Origin of the sequence: Flavobacterium soyae, from assembly GCF_045348165.1 — a bacterium.
Lineage (GTDB): Bacteria > Bacteroidota > Bacteroidia > Flavobacteriales > Flavobacteriaceae > Flavobacterium > Flavobacterium soyae.
In genome coordinates, this window is sequence record NZ_CP150845.1 from 1,184,217 (window position 1) to 1,199,103 (window position 14,887).

Below are 14,887 nucleotides of genomic sequence, written 5' to 3' on the forward strand. Positions count from 1 at the left end.
TGCCACAGATTATACGGATTAAAATGATTTTTTTTTGCCGCGAATTTCACGAATTTTCACGAATTTATTTTTTGAAATTCAAAGCAACGAAAATCTGTGTAAATCACTTTAATCTGTGGCAAAAATATTTACATTATTTCTGTATCATTAATTCGTGAAAATTCGTGAAATTCGTGGCAAACTGACACAGATAGGAAAATCATTTTAATCCATATAATCTGTGGCAAAACCTTATTTAATATTCGTTTTGTTTTTAGAACTAAAAGCGCTTAAAAGCAAATAACTTATTAAGCCAGCTGATAGTGCTAAAACGGATGCTAAAATAAGACTTCCGACGATATATTGTGCAGCGTTTTTTTGAATATCATCAAGTGTGGCCGAACTATCTAAAATTAGCGGCGCATCGCTCGAAATAAAAAGACTTCCCGTTTTTAATGAACCGTAGATTACCAGCGGAATAAAAGGCGGAAAACTCACATTTGATGACAAAAAAGCGATTACTTTATTGAGCCTGAACAAAGCGGCAAAAGTAAAAAGAAGTATGGTTTGAAATCCCCAAAAAGGCGAAATTCCGATAAAAATTCCCAAAGCAATTGAGGCAGATTTTGTGAAATTAGAATCGTTGCTTTCTAAAATATCTTCTAGAAAAAACTTTTTAAAACCTTTTTTTTTTGCTCGCCGAAAGAAATCGCGAGGTTTAATATACAGCAAAGCATTGGTTACCAAAACCGTATTCAAAATACTGATTCGGGTAAAATCTCTGAAAGGGCGAAAATGCGAAACACGCTCTGCCGGATCATACAAAACCTGAATTGGAATATTTTTTACCACAATTCCTTTCCATGCTGAACGAACAATCACTTCGATTTCAAATTCAAATTTATTGGTGTAAAATTGTTCCGGAATTAATTTTAACGGATACAATCTAAAACCAGATTGTGTGTCCTGAAGTTCAATTCCGGTTTCAAACTTGAACCAGAAATTAGAAAATTTGTTGCCAAAACTGCTTTTCTTCGGAACATTTTCCTGCGTCATGTTTCGGCTTCCAATTAAAAGTGAATTGGGTTCATTTTGAATTGCTGAAATGAAAACAGGAATATCAGAAGCAAAATGCTGCCCGTCAGAATCTATCGTGATGGCATATTCAAAATTCATTTCAATTGCTTTTCTAAAACCATTTCGCAGCGCTCTTCCTTTTCCTAAATTTTTAGGATGATGAATTTGAGTAAACTGTGAATACTGTTTTAAAATTTTGCTGGTTTCATCTGTTGAACCATCGTTTACAATAATGATATTTTGAGTGAAATCTAAAATAGAATCCAACACTTTTTTCAATGTTTTATGGTTATTGTAAGAGGGTACAATAACACAAAAAGAAGTTGAATCGAGCAGTTCCTGCTTTGATAAAATAGGTTTCATTGAGAATTTTTCATGAGTTTATTTTACAAACTGCTTCTCCTTGTCAGAGAAACTTTTTGATTGTAAAACAAAATCTTTTAGATAATTTTTCAAAGCACCATTTTGCTCGGCATAATGTGCTGTGATAAATTTTTTATCTTCTTTAATATTTTTTTTATAACCCGTAATTCCAGGAACATTTTCCTGAATACTTAACCTGATCATTCTAATCTCGATATTATCAGGGTCAATTTTTATAGTCGATTCCAGAAGTTTTGCACCCTCTTTAAAACGATCAATTTTATTTTTTAATTTATCTTTAAACTTCGAATCCAGCAAAATTGAAGCCGCTTTGTAAGCAACTAAAACTGGATCGTCGTTAGTTGAAACGCCGGCAAGTTTTTCAGTAAATTCTTTAGCATTTGTTTCAGACTTTGTGACATCAGGATACATTTTGCGGATAGAAGCCAAATCTGGCGTTACGGCAAAATTTATCCATAGAAGTAATGACAAAAGGAATTTCATAATTTATAATTTTTTATACACATTGCTTAATTTTAAAGCAGCAGTGTCGTTAAAATATGTCGTGTTTTTCACCTTTACCAAATCATCTTCTGTGGTTGTAATGTCAAGTTCTAAACGGAGTTCCGGATTCGTCTCCGGATTAATTAATGCCATGAATTTTACATTCGAAAGTGTTTGTATTATCAAAGAACTTTTTGTGATTGACTCCACAAGTTCCTTAATAATCTGAATCATGCAAACGCCCGGCATTATTGGGTTTCCAGGAAAATGACCTTTAAAAACCTCATGATTGGCATTAACTAATATACGAATATTATACTTAGCATCGCCTGTTTTCTCCTCTGAAAGTACTTTGTAAAAGTCTTTTAAAACCATAAAATTTTATTATTTCACATCAAAAGTATAGGTAATACCTATTTGAAAATTGACATTAGTATTATAATCACCAAAAAAGTAATCGTTGTTAGAATTATTATAATAATAATCGCTGTCTAAAACATCAAAAAGACCTTTTTTAAATCGAAATTCAAACCCAAGTCCAGAAGGCATTCTGTAAGCAAGCCCAGTTACAAAAGACAAATCGTTATACGTTTTTCTAAAAGCTAAATTGTCGCTTAAAAGAACATCTAAAGCCGGACCAAATTGTACCTGAAAACCCTGACCAAATGTAAATTTATTTATCATAGAAATAGATAAATAACTCATTTGTAAATCCTGATAAATGACTCTTTCTGTTTGTGTATCCGGGTCAGTAAAATTTCGGGCAACATTATTAGATCCTTGTCTGATATAATTTATTTCAGGCTGCAGCGCATAACGTTTGGTTAAGTTTATTTCTCCAAAACCGCCAACATAAAAATCTGGTCTGTAATCAGCATGCATTTCTGAAATTGTCGACAAACTCAAACCAGCTCTTAAACCGGGTTTAAAAGCTGTCTGTGCCTGTAGTTTTATGATTGTAAAAAAAACGAATAAGACAAACGCTAATTTCTTTTTATACATTATTTTACTTTAAAAGTATAGCTGATACCTATTTGAAAAACCTGATTTAAAATAACATCATCATAATAATAATCGTTATTATCAATGTCGTCATAACCGTAAATATCAACAAATCCTTGTTTAATTCTGGCTTCAAAAGTTAATCCATTTGGAAGCGTATAACCCACACCGCCCACAATGGCAAGGTCAAAACCTTCAGGACTCGTGTTTATATAGTTATCGCCCACTTTAATATCTAAAGAAGGCCCGGCCAAAACGTGAAAACCTTTCCCACCAAAATGATATTTTGCAACTGCGCCAAGTGTCAGGTAATTTAATTCATATTTTTCAGAATAATAACGGCCGTTTTCAAAATATCTTCCTTCATCCCCTTGTCTAGAATAGGTTATCTCAGGCTGCAGCGAAAAATATCTATTAAATTTAATGTCTACTAATCCACCAATATAAAAATCAGTTTTAGAGCTATTATCATCAATATTGGTTAAAGTTGAGATATTTAAACCGCCTCTAAGTCCAGGGCTAACTTTTACCTGTGCTTGCGATTTTACAAGACCGATAAATAAAACGAATGCAATTAAGGTTATTTTTTTCATCTTTTTATTAGTTTAATTTTATGGTTAGTTTAATTTTCTACTCTGATTTAAAATAATTTAGCTCAATTTTAAGCTTAATATTTTGATGAATAATCTGAATCTTTTCAGCAAAAATATTGTTTTCTGAATTGAAATACAGCGTAAATTTTTCTTTTGTTTTAGATGCGTGAACAATCTTTTCTAATTTTTGATCTTTTTTTGAAATAAAAATATAATTGTCCCGTTTTCCATCAGCCGATTTATAAATGTTATTTGATTCGTTTTCAAATTGTTCCTGAATCAAATATTGTTTTTTTAAAAGCAGTCTAAAATCTTCTTTTAAAGTATTAATTAAAATTTTCCGATCTAATTCTGATACAATCGAATTGACTTTAAAATCATTTTCAGAGATTTCAAAATCCATTAATTTGTTTCCGAATTCTGTTGTAAAAACAATTCGGTGTGTGGTGTCGTTTATTTTTTTTGCAATGAAAATTCCCGACAGTTCATTTCCGTAAACGGATATATTAGTTTTATAAACATAATCAGTTTTTGAATCTGAAAAATACGGAACTTCATAAGACGTTTTGTCTAATTTTTTAGGTGTATAGTTTTTTGTCACCGAGCCGCAAGAAACCAATACAATTGCCAGAAAGCAATTAATTAGTAAAAAATGAATCCTCGATTTTTGCATTGATTACTTTATTTTTAAGTACAATTCGGGTATAATCCTCAGATGATTCTAATAATTTTACCTGAACTACAGTTGCTTCTTCCTTGTCAAAAGTCAGTTCAATTTGTTTGATGTATTTTTTCAGCGTCGCATCTTTCGGAATAAATTTCGCTAAGTTTTGACCTTTCAATTTAAAATATGAAATTGTAAATTCTTTATCATCAAACATATTTCCGCTTACACTTCCAACAATCAATTTATTAATTCGTGCAAAGATTTTACTGTTACCAATATCAACCGCACTTTTCTTTCCTTCGTCGTTAATCAGGATTTTTCCGTTTTTGAAAACAATGCTGTAATTGTATGGTTTTTTATATTGCCATTGCAAAAGTGCCGGTTCTTTAAAAACCATTTTTCCTGATGTTTCAATATCTTTTGATAAAAAATCCAAATGTTTGTACTGAACAAAATCCGTACTTAAAGTTTTGATTTTTTTGGCTACCACATTTACATCTTGTTTAAAAGAAGCAATTTCAGCATCGGTCATTTTTTGTTCCTGAGCGAACAAAGAGCTTGAAATAAATAGAATTAGTAATGCTATTTTAGTTTTCATATTTTGTTTAAAATTGTGCTTTAAATTTTTTTTGCCACAGATTAAAAGGATTTACACAGATTATTTATTTAATGTTTGATAAAAATCCGTTTTATCTGCGTTCAATTTCATAAGCATTAAGATTGAGTAATTCTTCAATCGAAACCACTTCATAGTTATTTTGCTGTAAAAATTGCAAAAACTGTTCCAATACCAAAACAGAGTGTGATCCCGTGTCGTGCAAAAGTACAATTCCGCCCGGAGAAACCCGTTTTATAATGCGATTGAAAATTAATTCCTGATTTTTTGTTCCTCCATCAAGAGAACGAATATTCCAGCCAATTGTTTTATGTCCGGTAATTTTTAAAGCTCTTCGAATCGAAGGCGTCGTAACTCCGTAAGGCGGACGAAAGAAGTTTATTTTTTTTGAAGTAAATTTTTCCAGAAGCGCATCTGTTTTTTCGATTTCTTCTTTTATTTGTCTGGCATTATAAAAATCAAAAAATTTAGAATGCGAATAAGAATGATTTCCAACCAAATGTCCTTCTTCAACAACTTTTTGAATAATTTCAGGATGTTTTTCAATGTTTTTTCCGATGCAGAAAAAAGTAGCTTTAGCATTGTATTTTTTCAGAAGTTCCAAAACTTGTAAAGTAAATTCACTTGGGCCGTCATCAAAAGTTAAGGCAATTTTTTTCTCTGTTTCCAGCGGATTATTACAGAAAGCTTTTACATGATAATTAGAAGAAATTATAGAAGAACCAATTGTATTTATTCCGATCCAGATAAAAATTATAGCAAAAAAACACCACAGATTTATTGCCATAAAAAGATTCAGAAGAAAAACTAAAAGCAATAAAAAGATAAAAAAGATCGAGATGTTTTTATGCGTTATCATTTTGAAAGTAACGTAAAACTATGATTTTTTCCGTTTAATTGATTGTACAATAAAATGGTTTTGTAAACTGGTTTTGCAGCCGAATTTACTTTTATAATTTCTGGAATTCCCTGTGTTTTTAAAATCTTCGAAGCCATCCAAAAAGCAAAAGCCGAAGCCGTATCATATTCGCCGCTCAAATGTTTGTAATATAAAACAGGAGTTTTTGCGAAAGCATTTCCAGCCAGATTTTTATAATAATTTTCGAAAGAAGCATTTCCGTCAAAACCTAAAACCACAGCATCAATATCTGAAATTTCTAAATTATTTGATTTTAAAAATAATTTAATTTCTGTTTCAATTTCGTTTTCTTCCAGTGTATTTACGATTGCAATATCCAGAAGCTCGGCATATGTATTATCTTTTCGTTCGTTTTCTAAAACAAAAAAACTGGCGCCTTCCCCATAAACCGCACCGTTGGTTTTAGAATTTAAAACATCATACGGAGCAGAATTATCTGCTTTAATTCGGCCGTTTAATTTAAAAAGTGAAGTCGTATAATCGCCATTTTCATCAACACCGCCCACTAAAATTGAATTAGCTTCGTCTTCTTCAATCTGCATTTTAGCATCTAAAAGTGCCGATTCAAAAGAAACCGCGCCGTTTACATAAGTAAAATTATAACCTTTACATTGCTGTAAAAGTGCAATTTGCGCACCAACTGTATTGTGCGTAGATTGAATAAAAGAAGTTGGCGTTAAAAATTCTTCTTTATTATCTAAAATGCTTTTCAGGAATTTTTCAGAATCTTCGATGCATCCTAAACCCGTTCCGGTAATAATCGCATCGACTTGTTCGACATTCGCATCTTTCATGGCTAAAGCCGAAGCTACGATCCCGTTTTTCACTCCTTTTGCCATTCTGCGGCTTGCAGCTGGCGAAATATATTCTTTGTATGCCGGCGGAACAATCGCCAGTACATTTTCATCGTGATTTACATTGGCTTCTTCTAAAAAAACAGTATCAAATGTTTTTTGAGTCGAAATACAGCCTACTCCATTTATATATGTTTTTTTCATTAGCTTTTTGAAAATATAAGGGTTGAACAATTTCCTCCAAATCCAAAAGAATTAGATAAAACGTGTTCGATATTTTTAGTTATTAATGAAGTCTGCGGTGTCAAATCGAATTCTTCCATTTGCGTTTCAAAATTCAAATTTGGATAAACAACATTATTCTGAATTGCCAAAACACTGTAAACAGCTTCAATTGCCGCTGCCGCTGCTAAAGTATGTCCGGTAAACGGTTTTGTCGAGCTGAAATCAGGAACTTTTTCGTCTTCGTAAATACGGCGTAAAGCTCTTCCTTCAGATAAATCGTTGTTTGGAGTTGCAGTTCCGTGTACGTTGATGTAGTCAATTTGAGAAGGTTTTAAACCCGAAACCTCAAAAGCTTTTTTCATCGCCAAAAAAGCACCGTCTCCATTTTCTGAAGAAGCCGTTTGGTGATAAGCATCGTTTGCATTTCCGTAGCCCGAAACTCTTGCCAATACTTTTTTATTTTGTTTTTCGACAATTTCATCCGATTCTAAAACCAAAAAAGCAGCAGCTTCTCCAAGATTTAATCCTTTTCTGTTATTGTCGAAAGGCTTGTTATAATCATCAGATAAAATCATCAAAGTCTTAAATCCGTTGATGGTGAATTTTGACAAAGCATCGGCTCCGCCCACAATTACGCGATCCAATTTTCCGGTTTTGATTAATCTTGCACCCAGCATAATCGAATTTGCTGCAGAGGAACAAGCCGTACTAATTGTTGAAACCATTCCTTTTAAACCTAGTTCTTCTGCAATTTTATCGGCAACATCACCGCCGTCGTGACAGGTGATATATTTTACCAGTTCCGGTTTTTCGAAATAATCGTAATAATGTTTCTCCGTCATGTCCATTCCGCCCACACTTGTAGCCGAAATAAGTCCGGTTCTAAATTCATTGATAGAGGTTATGCCGGCATTTTCAACAGCTTGTTTTGCTGCCAAAGTACCAATCATAGCGGTTCTCGAAAAATTATTATCGCTGTTTAATTCCAGTTCAGCAATAAGCTTATCGTTTGTTTTTTTGATTTCACCCACTTTAATAACATCTGCATGAACTGTAGAAATATTAGAGATACGGGAAATCCCGATTTTATTTTCGATTAATGAATGGTAATTTTCCTCAACCGAATTCCCGATTGCGGAGATAATTCCCATTCCCGTTATTGCAACACCTTTTGCCATTTTAGATTTATGATTTTAGATTTTAGATTCTTGGAACTTTTTCAAAGTTCTTGGATTTTAAAACATTTTAGATTTAGATTTCCAACTGAAATCTAAAATCTAAAGTCTAAAATCTGAAATCTATTTAGTTCTGTTAGCGCTAATATACGCCGCCATAGTTTCGATAGACTGGAAAATTGTTTTTCCTTCTTTCGGATCTACTAATTTAATTCCGTAATCTTTATCTAAAATCACGATCAATTCAAGTGCATCAATCGAGTCTAAACCTAAACCATCTCCAAACAAAGGATCGTTATCAGCAATGTCTTCAATTGCGATATCTTCAAGGTTTAGAGTAGTAATAATTTTGTTTTTCAATTCTTCTTTTAATGCTTCCATGATTATTTATTATATAATGTATTGATAGTTTCGTTTGTGTATTTTGTGCTTTCTGCTGCGCTGATTGTGCAGAGAAAAGCTTTATAATTGTCATTAAAATATTCTACCCAGCCGCACAAAACCATATCTGCTTTATTTGTATTCAACAGAATATTAGAATAATTCGACATAAATTCCGTGTTAAAGGTGTCAAATATAAAGAAAGAATTTTCACTTTTCAGCTGATGACGGATACTTATTTCGCCCAGACAAATATTTGGCAGCGTATAAACGAAAACCGCCGGACTCGGAAAATAGTTTTCTTTATCTGAAATTGATTCCTGATATTTTACATCGGTATCTAAACTCGACGATTTATTTGCTAAAACCAAAGCGATATTATGTTCTTCCTCATTCGAAGTTATCGGACTCAAAAGCAATTCTGATCCTAAAAAAGCCAGTTTGCTCAAAGCATCCATTTTGAAAAACTTTGGATACTGCATTTCAAAATTGCGATAGGCTTGTTTAGAGAAATCTGCAAAATCTGTTGGTTCAATTTTGAATACAGAAGCTCCATTCAAAACAATTTCATTGTTTTGGATGGTGATGTAGGATTGTATGTAGGTTTTGTTTTGAGTCATTGTTTTTTTGTAACTTTGCCAAGTTATGAAATTCTACGAAAAATATCCGAAATTAAAAAACAGGAGCTTTTTATCAAAAGTTCTTGCTGATACTGTATTTTCTACAATGTCTTTAGAAGACCAGCAAGTTTCTAAGAGAAAGGTTGTGAAAATTGTTGATACCATTTTAAAGGAGAAAGAATTAAAAGGAAATCAATTCTTCACTAATTAATTGAGTTAATAATTTATAGTCTCCATTGTCTGCAGCTTTCATTGCGCTAATATAAAATTTCCTGCTTTCACCTTCTCTGTGATATAACTCTAAAGGTTGATATCCAAACTTTAAAGCGATAAGATTCATTAAAATCCTTCCTGTTCTTCCATTTCCATTATTGAAAGGATGAATTTTTATAAACTCATAGTGTGCATAAACTAAACAATCAATATGAGCTTCTAAACTTTTGGCAATGGAAATTTTAAAATTAAGATTGTCTAGAAACTGATACATGGCATGCAAAACCATTACTGGTTTAGGAGGAATTAGTTGTCCAACAGAAACTTCCGTTGTTCTCCATTTTCCAGCCCAATCGTAAAGTTGTTCAAATGCAATTTTATGAATTTCCAAAACGAGTGATGTTGAAATCTCAACATCAGTTTCTAGTTCAAAAGTAAAAAGTTCAGCTTTAGCAATTCCAGACGCTTCAACTTCATTAATTTGATTTTTATCAGTCAAACCAAGTAAATTATCGTCTGGAAAAGGTGTCCAATTAGTTTGATTTTCCATCTCTCATTTTATCTTTTCAAAAACAACCGCCGTATTACAACCTCCAAATCCAGAAGCCGTCTTCAAGAAATACTCAATAGTTGTCTTTTGATTTTTCTCAATCACATTTACAGCTTCGCTAACCCCAATTTCATCAAAACCTTTTGATTCAAAAAGTGTATTTTGGTTAGCAGATTCTATCGCAATTACCGTTTCTAATAATCCCGAAGCGCCTAATGTATGACCGTAAAATCCTTTTAAACTATTTACAGGAACATTTTGTAAACCTAAACGGTTTAAGGCAATCGCTTCCATTTCGTCGTTAAACGGAGTTGCAGTTCCGTGTGCTGAAATATAATTTAATTTGTCGGCTTCGATTTGAGCTTCTTTCAAAGCATTTTGAATACTTCTGAACAAACCTTCACCTGTTCTTGACGGACCCGAAATATGATTTGCATCGTTTATTGAGCTGTCGCCGATAACTTTTATTTTGGCATTTTTGGCTTCCGCCGAAACTAAAACTGCTGCTGTTGCTTCGCCTAAACTTACTCCGGTTCTGTTTTTTGAATACGGTTTACAAGGCAGATCGCTCATGGCTTGGAATGCATTAAAACCAGACAAAACAAATTCTGAAACTTCATCGCCAGCGACTACAAAAACATTGTCGTAAAGTTCAGACTGAATCATTCTTTTAGCAACTGAAACTGCTAAAATTCCCGAAACGCAGGCGTTTGAAACTACAATAGGCTGTGTTTTAAATCCGAAAAAATCAGCAATGTTTTTAGCTAAAACATCTAAATGTGCGTTGTTGAAACTTTCTTCAGAATTGTTTTTTAATGCCGTAACATTTCCTTTTGTGGTAGAAAGTATAAAAGCCGTTTTTGAATTTAATTCAACTCCTGAAATTTTGATAATTGGCTCTAAAGCCAAAATCATCATTTTTTCTAAACGGGAATATTTTGTTTCAGTGCTGATTTTTGCAAAAGCGCTGTTTATTTTTTCATCAGAAATAATCGAAGCATAAAATGAATTCGGCATCAAAGAAATGTCATTATGAAGCTGAATGCCCGAATTGCCGCGAAGAATAGCTTCAACATTCGATTCGACATCAAAACCTAAAGGTGTGATACAATTGGTTTGCGTAATGTATATTTCTTTTAACATTTTAAATCTCGATTTCTCCTGCAAGGTTTTCAAAACCTTGTAGGTATTTATTTTAAAGCTTTGTCTGAAAAAATGGCTCGCAGATTTTACAGATTAAGCAGATTTATACAGAGTATTTATTCTATACCTGCAAGGTTTTTAAAACCTTGCAGGAAACGAATCCTGATTATTTTATTTTTTTATTCGTGAAAATTAGTGAAATCCGTGTTTTATAATAATAATCCAACTTTCTTTTTCCATTCAGCATAAAAAGGAGGATTTGTCAACATTAAATTTCCTTCTTTATCTAAAAAAACCTGAACGGTTTCTCCTGTACACGCAATTTCGCCTTTGTCATCAATAATTTTAAAACGATAAATCATTTTTGCTGCGGGTGTATCGACAACCGTTGTTTCAATGGTTACAACATCGCCATAGCGCAAAGATAATTTATGTTCACATTTTGATTTTACAATAGGCGTTGTATATCCGGTTTTGGCAATATCCAAATAGGTAAGTCCATGCTGACGGCCAAACGCTTCGCGGCCATCTTCAAAATAGGTAATATAGTTGCCGTGCCAAACGATTCCAAGCGGATCAGTTTCGTTAAAACGAATTCTGATTTCGTGTGAAACGGTTAAATCTGTGGCTTCGTTAAACTGCTCTTTTCTTTTTGTCATAAAATAATGCGATGGCTGTTGTGAGAATGAAAAACAAAAATAATAAACTTATTTTTGGGATGATCTCCAGGAAAGAAACGTTGCGTAATAAAACGTCATAAAAAGCATCTAATCCCCAATTCATTGGAGATGATTTGGCAATAATCTGCATGATTTTCGGCATAGCAAAAACCGGAACCCAGATGCCGCCAATTGCTGCTAAAATAATAACACTTGTTGCGCCAAACGGAGCCGATTGTTCCTGAGTGCTTGCAATAGTTCCTAATAAAATTCCGAATCCAATTGCTGCGAAGCCTGAAAATAAGGCAACGACACTCATTAATGCTAAATGTCCTTCAATATTTAAAGATGGAAGTCCGATCGATGGAAATAAGAATACGGCAACGGCAACCATCATATAAAACTGAATCATACAAATGACTGAGTAAGTGATCGTTTTGCCAATAATCACGACTAAATTAGAAACCGGATTGGTTCTTAATCGAACGAAAGTTCCCTGCGATTTTTCTTTTACAATATTAATCGATAACGGAATTACGATAAAAAATATCGCAAAAAGTGTCCACGCCGGAACGTTATGCTGAACCGAATTTGGACGTACTTCTTTATTATTAATCTTCGGAATTATTTCTTTGAAAGAAATGAAGCTTTTCTGCTCAAAATCGGTAGTTCCTTCTCCTAACTGATTTTGAAAAGTAGTGTAAATCGATTTGGTTTCAATCTGCGAAATCATTTTGTCGATCGAACTCATGGCCGCATTTTTAAAACTCATTTGAACCGCGGGATCAAAATACAGTCTTACTTCTTTTTCTTTTATTATTCGCTGTGGTTGGCTGGCTGCCGTACTATCAGTCATGCCTAAACTGCTGACAATTTTTTCGACATTTTGATCGACTTTGGCTTGTAAATCAGAGCTTAAATTTTTTGGGATTACAATGGCCAATTGAAATTTTCCTTTGTAAACATTTTCTCTGGCAACATCTTCAGTAATTGTTTTATTGTCGATTTGCGTTACAACGCTAAACAGATTGCTTTTTTCTAAATTATCAAAAACGGTTTTGGAAACAGAACCTTTGTCGTTATCCACCAATAAAATGGGAATTTTAGAATCGCTGACGGTTTTAAAAGTGCTGTCCTGAATTAACGTAACGGTAATGACCAAAACCAATGGCATTATAAACAGAATAATCAATCCGCCTAAATCGCGTTTAAGCAGTAAAAATTCTTTTACGATCGACATCCAAATTTTATATAGCATCTCTCAAGTCTTTACCGGTTAATGAAATAAAAACGTCTTCGAGATTTCGGGCATCTTCAACAGAATTGATTAAAGTTGAAGGCGTTCCTTTTGCGTAAATTCGGCCTCGGTCTAAAATGGCAATATTGGTGCAGAAATCTTCGGCTTCAGCCAAATGATGTGAAGTATAAATAATGGATGTTCCGTTTTGGTTCAACACTTTTAGATAATCTATAATGGCATTTTTAGACTGTACGTCGACACCAACGGTTGGTTCATCTAAAAATAAAACTTTTGGTTTATGCAGAATTCCGGCAATTAAATTCACGCGGCGTTTCATTCCGCCCGAAAAAGTTTCAACAGGTTTATCGGCAAATTTTAAAAGTCCCAAAAGATCTAAAGTTTCGATTACTTTATCTTTTAAATCAGAACCTTTTAAACCGTACATACTTCCAAAATAATGCAGGTTTTCTCTCGCTGTAAGAGTAGGATATAAGGCGTATTCCTGAGGAACAACGCCTATAATTTTTTTAATTTTTGAAGAATGGTGCTGATAGTCTAAATCATCAATTGTAAAATGTCCTGATGTCGGTTTTACCAATCCGCAGAGCATTGAAATTAAGGTTGTTTTTCCGGCACCGTTTGGACCGAGTAAACCAAAAATTTCTCCTTCATTTATATTTAGCGAAACGTCGTTCAAAGAAAACTGATCGGCATCTTTGTACTTTTTCGAAAGGGATTCTATTTTAATTATGGATTGCAAAATATTAGCTGATGGCTTTTTTTAATTTTTTGAAAAAGATTTCTTCTCTGTTGGCAATGTCCAAAAGTTCATCGGCAATCGTGTTGTAAGCGTCTTCTTTGGCACTTCTGTTTTTATAAATTCTTGATGCTTCAACAGCAAAATCTCGCCATGAATCGCCAATTTTTGTCATTTCTTTCGAAAGTTCTTTCAATTCTTCATTACCTAAAATAACTGAAGCTTCCTGTAAAAATGCTGCATAAATAAAACGGAAACCACCGCCTCCGGTTCCAATTTCTTCCTGCATACGAACCATTTGTGCCAAATAATGATTGGCTTTTTTGGTTCCGTGTTTTATAGGCCATTTTCTAATTTGTTTCGATACAAATTTGATGCCGCGAACACCTACAATTGGCATTGGCGCAAGCATATCTCTGCAGGTATTTTTAATTCCTTTAATGATGGCGCTTTTTAAATCAACGTCTTTCGGAATTTGAATTGGATAATACATTTGACCGCGCGGCGCAAAAGCACCTTTTGCAAAACGTACTTTATCTAATTCTTCGTGTGTTAAAGTGGTTACGGTTTCCATTACAGGATCGCTGATTAAATAATCTTTATCGGTTTTTCCGTAAACGACTAAATTGTGTGCGTTGAAGTGGAAACGATATTCATCAGGGAAATAACTTAAGTTGTAAACGCCGACTTGCAATCCTGTTGGGATATTGTTTTTTAAATTTTCATCCAGAGCTTTGTTTGCATTTACTACAGATGAAAATTTTTGTCTTTTTATTTTTAGGTTTAAACGGGCTGCAACTTTATTGAAAATTTGTCCCGGCAAAGTTCTGTAGCTGATCGCTGGCGCGTAATTAACTTTTATAAAAGGCAAATACACAAAGAAAAGTCCGGAACCAATACCAAAAACCATTGGTTCGCTAATGTTGAGTCCGTTGTTTTTTAACAGATTCGATGCTACTCCATTTTCACAATGAGCAGATTGGTGATGTGTAAAAGTAACTTGCATTAATCTGTTTTAAAGTTTTTTAATTCGGATATTGAGATGTTGAAAGCATCAGCATATTTTTTCAAAATAGAATCGCTTAATTTAGCAAAAATGGCAGGTTTAAAATGTCTTTTTACACGCCATTTCCACATTCCCACGTAGCTTGACAAAATCGTAAGATCCATTTTATTGACTTCCATGTAATATGAAATTGGACTTACTTCGCCATTTAAAACTTGTTGTTTTGCTTCGGCAATACGCTCGTTTATTTCATCGATAGAATTAGAAAGTGCAATTGTTTTTGGTTCCCAGCCAGTGCTTAAGGTTGTGGTATAATTGCCATTTTCATCCGTTGCGTACAAAAGCTCTTTTACGTTGTTTTTTGTTAAATTGCTTGTGTCTTGCGGTACTTTTTCTTTTTCCAT

Annotated in this window: 20 protein-coding genes; 1 reads left to right on the forward strand and 19 read right to left on the reverse strand. The window is 33.4% G+C overall.

The features are described from left to right. Window positions 1-231: 231 nt before the first annotated feature. The 12 genes from AABD74_RS05225 to AABD74_RS05280 all read right to left on the reverse strand — a co-directional run bounded on the left by AABD74_RS05225 (window position 232) and on the right by AABD74_RS05280 (window position 8,915). Entirely contained in the window at window positions 232-1,419 is a 1,188-nt protein-coding gene (locus tag AABD74_RS05225) for a DUF2062 domain-containing protein (RefSeq protein ID WP_406844878.1), read from the reverse strand. Window positions 1,420-1,437: 18 nt separating this feature from the next. After that, window positions 1,438-1,923: a hypothetical protein gene (locus tag AABD74_RS05230; protein WP_232679628.1), complete on the reverse strand. Its 486-nt coding sequence runs from the start codon at window positions 1,921-1,923 to the stop codon at window positions 1,438-1,440. A gap of 3 nt (window positions 1,924-1,926) precedes the next feature. Then, on the reverse strand, window positions 1,927-2,298 hold the full coding sequence (locus tag AABD74_RS05235; protein WP_406844879.1) for a 3-hydroxyacyl-ACP dehydratase: 372 nt from the start codon (window positions 2,296-2,298) through the stop codon (window positions 1,927-1,929). A gap of 9 nt (window positions 2,299-2,307) precedes the next feature. Further along, the gene (locus tag AABD74_RS05240; protein WP_406844880.1) at window positions 2,308-2,925 is read right to left on the reverse strand and encodes an outer membrane beta-barrel protein; all 618 of its coding nucleotides are present in this window, start codon (window positions 2,923-2,925) and stop codon (window positions 2,308-2,310) included. Next, window positions 2,925-3,518: a porin family protein gene (locus tag AABD74_RS05245; protein ID WP_232679621.1), complete on the reverse strand. Its 594-nt coding sequence runs from the start codon at window positions 3,516-3,518 to the stop codon at window positions 2,925-2,927. Before AABD74_RS05245 ends, AABD74_RS05240 begins: the two co-directional genes overlap by 1 nt. Before the next feature lie 37 nt (window positions 3,519-3,555). Next, complete coding sequence (locus AABD74_RS05250) at window positions 3,556-4,191, reverse strand: hypothetical protein (protein ID WP_406844881.1); 636 nt, start codon at window positions 4,189-4,191, stop codon at window positions 3,556-3,558. Beyond that, window positions 4,157-4,783, reverse strand: coding sequence for an outer membrane lipoprotein carrier protein LolA (locus tag AABD74_RS05255; RefSeq protein WP_406844882.1), 627 nt, complete (start codon window positions 4,781-4,783; stop codon window positions 4,157-4,159). The genes AABD74_RS05250 and AABD74_RS05255 overlap by 35 nt, the downstream gene beginning before the upstream one ends. Before the next feature lie 91 nt (window positions 4,784-4,874). Further along, window positions 4,875-5,588, reverse strand: a complete 714-nt coding sequence (locus AABD74_RS05260) for a polysaccharide deacetylase family protein (protein WP_406844883.1) — start codon at window positions 5,586-5,588, stop codon at window positions 4,875-4,877. A gap of 68 nt (window positions 5,589-5,656) precedes the next feature. Then, the gene (locus tag AABD74_RS05265; RefSeq protein WP_406844884.1) at window positions 5,657-6,718 is read right to left on the reverse strand and encodes a beta-ketoacyl synthase N-terminal-like domain-containing protein; all 1,062 of its coding nucleotides are present in this window, start codon (window positions 6,716-6,718) and stop codon (window positions 5,657-5,659) included. Beyond that, window positions 6,718-7,917 (reverse strand): beta-ketoacyl-[acyl-carrier-protein] synthase family protein, encoded by a 1,200-nt coding sequence (locus AABD74_RS05270; RefSeq protein ID WP_406844885.1) that lies wholly within the window; start codon window positions 7,915-7,917, stop codon window positions 6,718-6,720. Before AABD74_RS05270 ends, AABD74_RS05265 begins: the two co-directional genes overlap by 1 nt. 120 nt (window positions 7,918-8,037) lie before the next feature. Continuing rightward, window positions 8,038-8,295, reverse strand: coding sequence for a phosphopantetheine-binding protein (locus tag AABD74_RS05275; protein WP_017496902.1), 258 nt, complete (start codon window positions 8,293-8,295; stop codon window positions 8,038-8,040). Window positions 8,296-8,297: 2 nt separating this feature from the next. Continuing rightward, complete coding sequence (locus tag AABD74_RS05280) at window positions 8,298-8,915, reverse strand: 3-oxoacyl-ACP synthase (protein WP_406844886.1); 618 nt, start codon at window positions 8,913-8,915, stop codon at window positions 8,298-8,300. 25 nt (window positions 8,916-8,940) lie between these two features. On the opposite strand from AABD74_RS05280, the gene AABD74_RS05285 reads away from it, so the two are divergent. Beyond that, window positions 8,941-9,126, forward strand: a complete 186-nt coding sequence (locus AABD74_RS05285) for a hypothetical protein (RefSeq protein WP_232679605.1) — start codon at window positions 8,941-8,943, stop codon at window positions 9,124-9,126. Here the strand turns inward: AABD74_RS05285 and AABD74_RS05290 are convergent. From AABD74_RS05290 to AABD74_RS05320, 7 genes are all read right to left on the reverse strand, one after another. Further along, complete coding sequence (locus tag AABD74_RS05290) at window positions 9,097-9,678, reverse strand: Fic family protein (protein WP_232679603.1); 582 nt, start codon at window positions 9,676-9,678, stop codon at window positions 9,097-9,099. The genes AABD74_RS05285 and AABD74_RS05290 overlap by 30 nt on opposite strands. 3 nt (window positions 9,679-9,681) lie before the next feature. Then, window positions 9,682-10,821: a beta-ketoacyl-[acyl-carrier-protein] synthase family protein gene (locus AABD74_RS05295; RefSeq protein WP_406844887.1), complete on the reverse strand. Its 1,140-nt coding sequence runs from the start codon at window positions 10,819-10,821 to the stop codon at window positions 9,682-9,684. A gap of 209 nt (window positions 10,822-11,030) precedes the next feature. Continuing rightward, window positions 11,031-11,480, reverse strand: coding sequence for an acyl-CoA thioesterase (locus tag AABD74_RS05300; protein ID WP_406844888.1), 450 nt, complete (start codon window positions 11,478-11,480; stop codon window positions 11,031-11,033). After that, window positions 11,455-12,738 carry an ABC transporter permease gene (locus AABD74_RS05305; protein WP_406844889.1) on the reverse strand — a complete coding sequence of 428 codons (1,284 nt, stop codon included), beginning with the start codon at window positions 12,736-12,738 and terminating at the stop codon, window positions 11,455-11,457. Before AABD74_RS05305 ends, AABD74_RS05300 begins: the two co-directional genes overlap by 26 nt. Next, the gene (locus tag AABD74_RS05310; protein ID WP_309839954.1) at window positions 12,728-13,480 is read right to left on the reverse strand and encodes an ABC transporter ATP-binding protein; all 753 of its coding nucleotides are present in this window, start codon (window positions 13,478-13,480) and stop codon (window positions 12,728-12,730) included. Before AABD74_RS05310 ends, AABD74_RS05305 begins: the two co-directional genes overlap by 11 nt. Window positions 13,481-13,484: 4 nt before the next feature. Beyond that, a complete protein-coding gene (locus AABD74_RS05315; protein ID WP_406844890.1) occupies window positions 13,485-14,483 on the reverse strand; it encodes a BtrH N-terminal domain-containing protein in 999 nt (332 codons plus the stop codon). Next, entirely contained in the window at window positions 14,483-14,887 is a 405-nt protein-coding gene (locus AABD74_RS05320) for a hypothetical protein (protein WP_406844891.1), read from the reverse strand. Before AABD74_RS05320 ends, AABD74_RS05315 begins: the two co-directional genes overlap by 1 nt.

What these genes read in the sequence shown, in the direction of transcription:
- AABD74_RS05270 (WP_406844885.1), bottom strand. Translation starts at nt 7,917, where the DNA reads ATGGCAAAAGGTGTTGCAATAACGGGAATGGGAATTATCTCCGCAATC.
- AABD74_RS05245 (WP_232679621.1), bottom strand. Translation starts at nt 3,518, where the DNA reads ATGAAAAAAATAACCTTAATTGCATTCGTTTTATTTATCGGTCTTGTA.
- AABD74_RS05300 (WP_406844888.1), bottom strand. Translation starts at nt 11,480, where the DNA reads ATGACAAAAAGAAAAGAGCAGTTTAACGAAGCCACAGATTTAACCGTT.
- AABD74_RS05235 (WP_406844879.1), bottom strand. Translation starts at nt 2,298, where the DNA reads ATGGTTTTAAAAGACTTTTACAAAGTACTTTCAGAGGAGAAAACAGGC.
- AABD74_RS05295 (WP_406844887.1), bottom strand. Translation starts at nt 10,821, where the DNA reads ATGTTAAAAGAAATATACATTACGCAAACCAATTGTATCACACCTTTA.
- AABD74_RS05225 (WP_406844878.1), bottom strand. Translation starts at nt 1,419, where the DNA reads ATGAAACCTATTTTATCAAAGCAGGAACTGCTCGATTCAACTTCTTTT.
- AABD74_RS05240 (WP_406844880.1), bottom strand. Translation starts at nt 2,925, where the DNA reads ATGTATAAAAAGAAATTAGCGTTTGTCTTATTCGTTTTTTTTACAATC.
- AABD74_RS05260 (WP_406844883.1), bottom strand. Translation starts at nt 5,588, where the DNA reads ATGGCAATAAATCTGTGGTGTTTTTTTGCTATAATTTTTATCTGGATC.
- AABD74_RS05250 (WP_406844881.1), bottom strand. Translation starts at nt 4,191, where the DNA reads ATGCAAAAATCGAGGATTCATTTTTTACTAATTAATTGCTTTCTGGCA.
- AABD74_RS05290 (WP_232679603.1), bottom strand. Translation starts at nt 9,678, where the DNA reads ATGGAAAATCAAACTAATTGGACACCTTTTCCAGACGATAATTTACTT.
- AABD74_RS05285 (WP_232679605.1), top strand. Translation starts at nt 8,941, where the DNA reads ATGAAATTCTACGAAAAATATCCGAAATTAAAAAACAGGAGCTTTTTA.
- AABD74_RS05275 (WP_017496902.1), bottom strand. Translation starts at nt 8,295, where the DNA reads ATGGAAGCATTAAAAGAAGAATTGAAAAACAAAATTATTACTACTCTA.
- AABD74_RS05280 (WP_406844886.1), bottom strand. Translation starts at nt 8,915, where the DNA reads ATGACTCAAAACAAAACCTACATACAATCCTACATCACCATCCAAAAC.
- AABD74_RS05315 (WP_406844890.1), bottom strand. Translation starts at nt 14,483, where the DNA reads ATGCAAGTTACTTTTACACATCACCAATCTGCTCATTGTGAAAATGGA.
- AABD74_RS05305 (WP_406844889.1), bottom strand. Translation starts at nt 12,738, where the DNA reads ATGCTATATAAAATTTGGATGTCGATCGTAAAAGAATTTTTACTGCTT.
- AABD74_RS05230 (WP_232679628.1), bottom strand. Translation starts at nt 1,923, where the DNA reads ATGAAATTCCTTTTGTCATTACTTCTATGGATAAATTTTGCCGTAACG.
- AABD74_RS05255 (WP_406844882.1), bottom strand. Translation starts at nt 4,783, where the DNA reads ATGAAAACTAAAATAGCATTACTAATTCTATTTATTTCAAGCTCTTTG.
- AABD74_RS05265 (WP_406844884.1), bottom strand. Translation starts at nt 6,718, where the DNA reads ATGAAAAAAACATATATAAATGGAGTAGGCTGTATTTCGACTCAAAAA.
- AABD74_RS05320 (WP_406844891.1), bottom strand. Translation starts at nt 14,887, where the DNA reads ATGGAAAAAGAAAAAGTACCGCAAGACACAAGCAATTTAACAAAAAAC.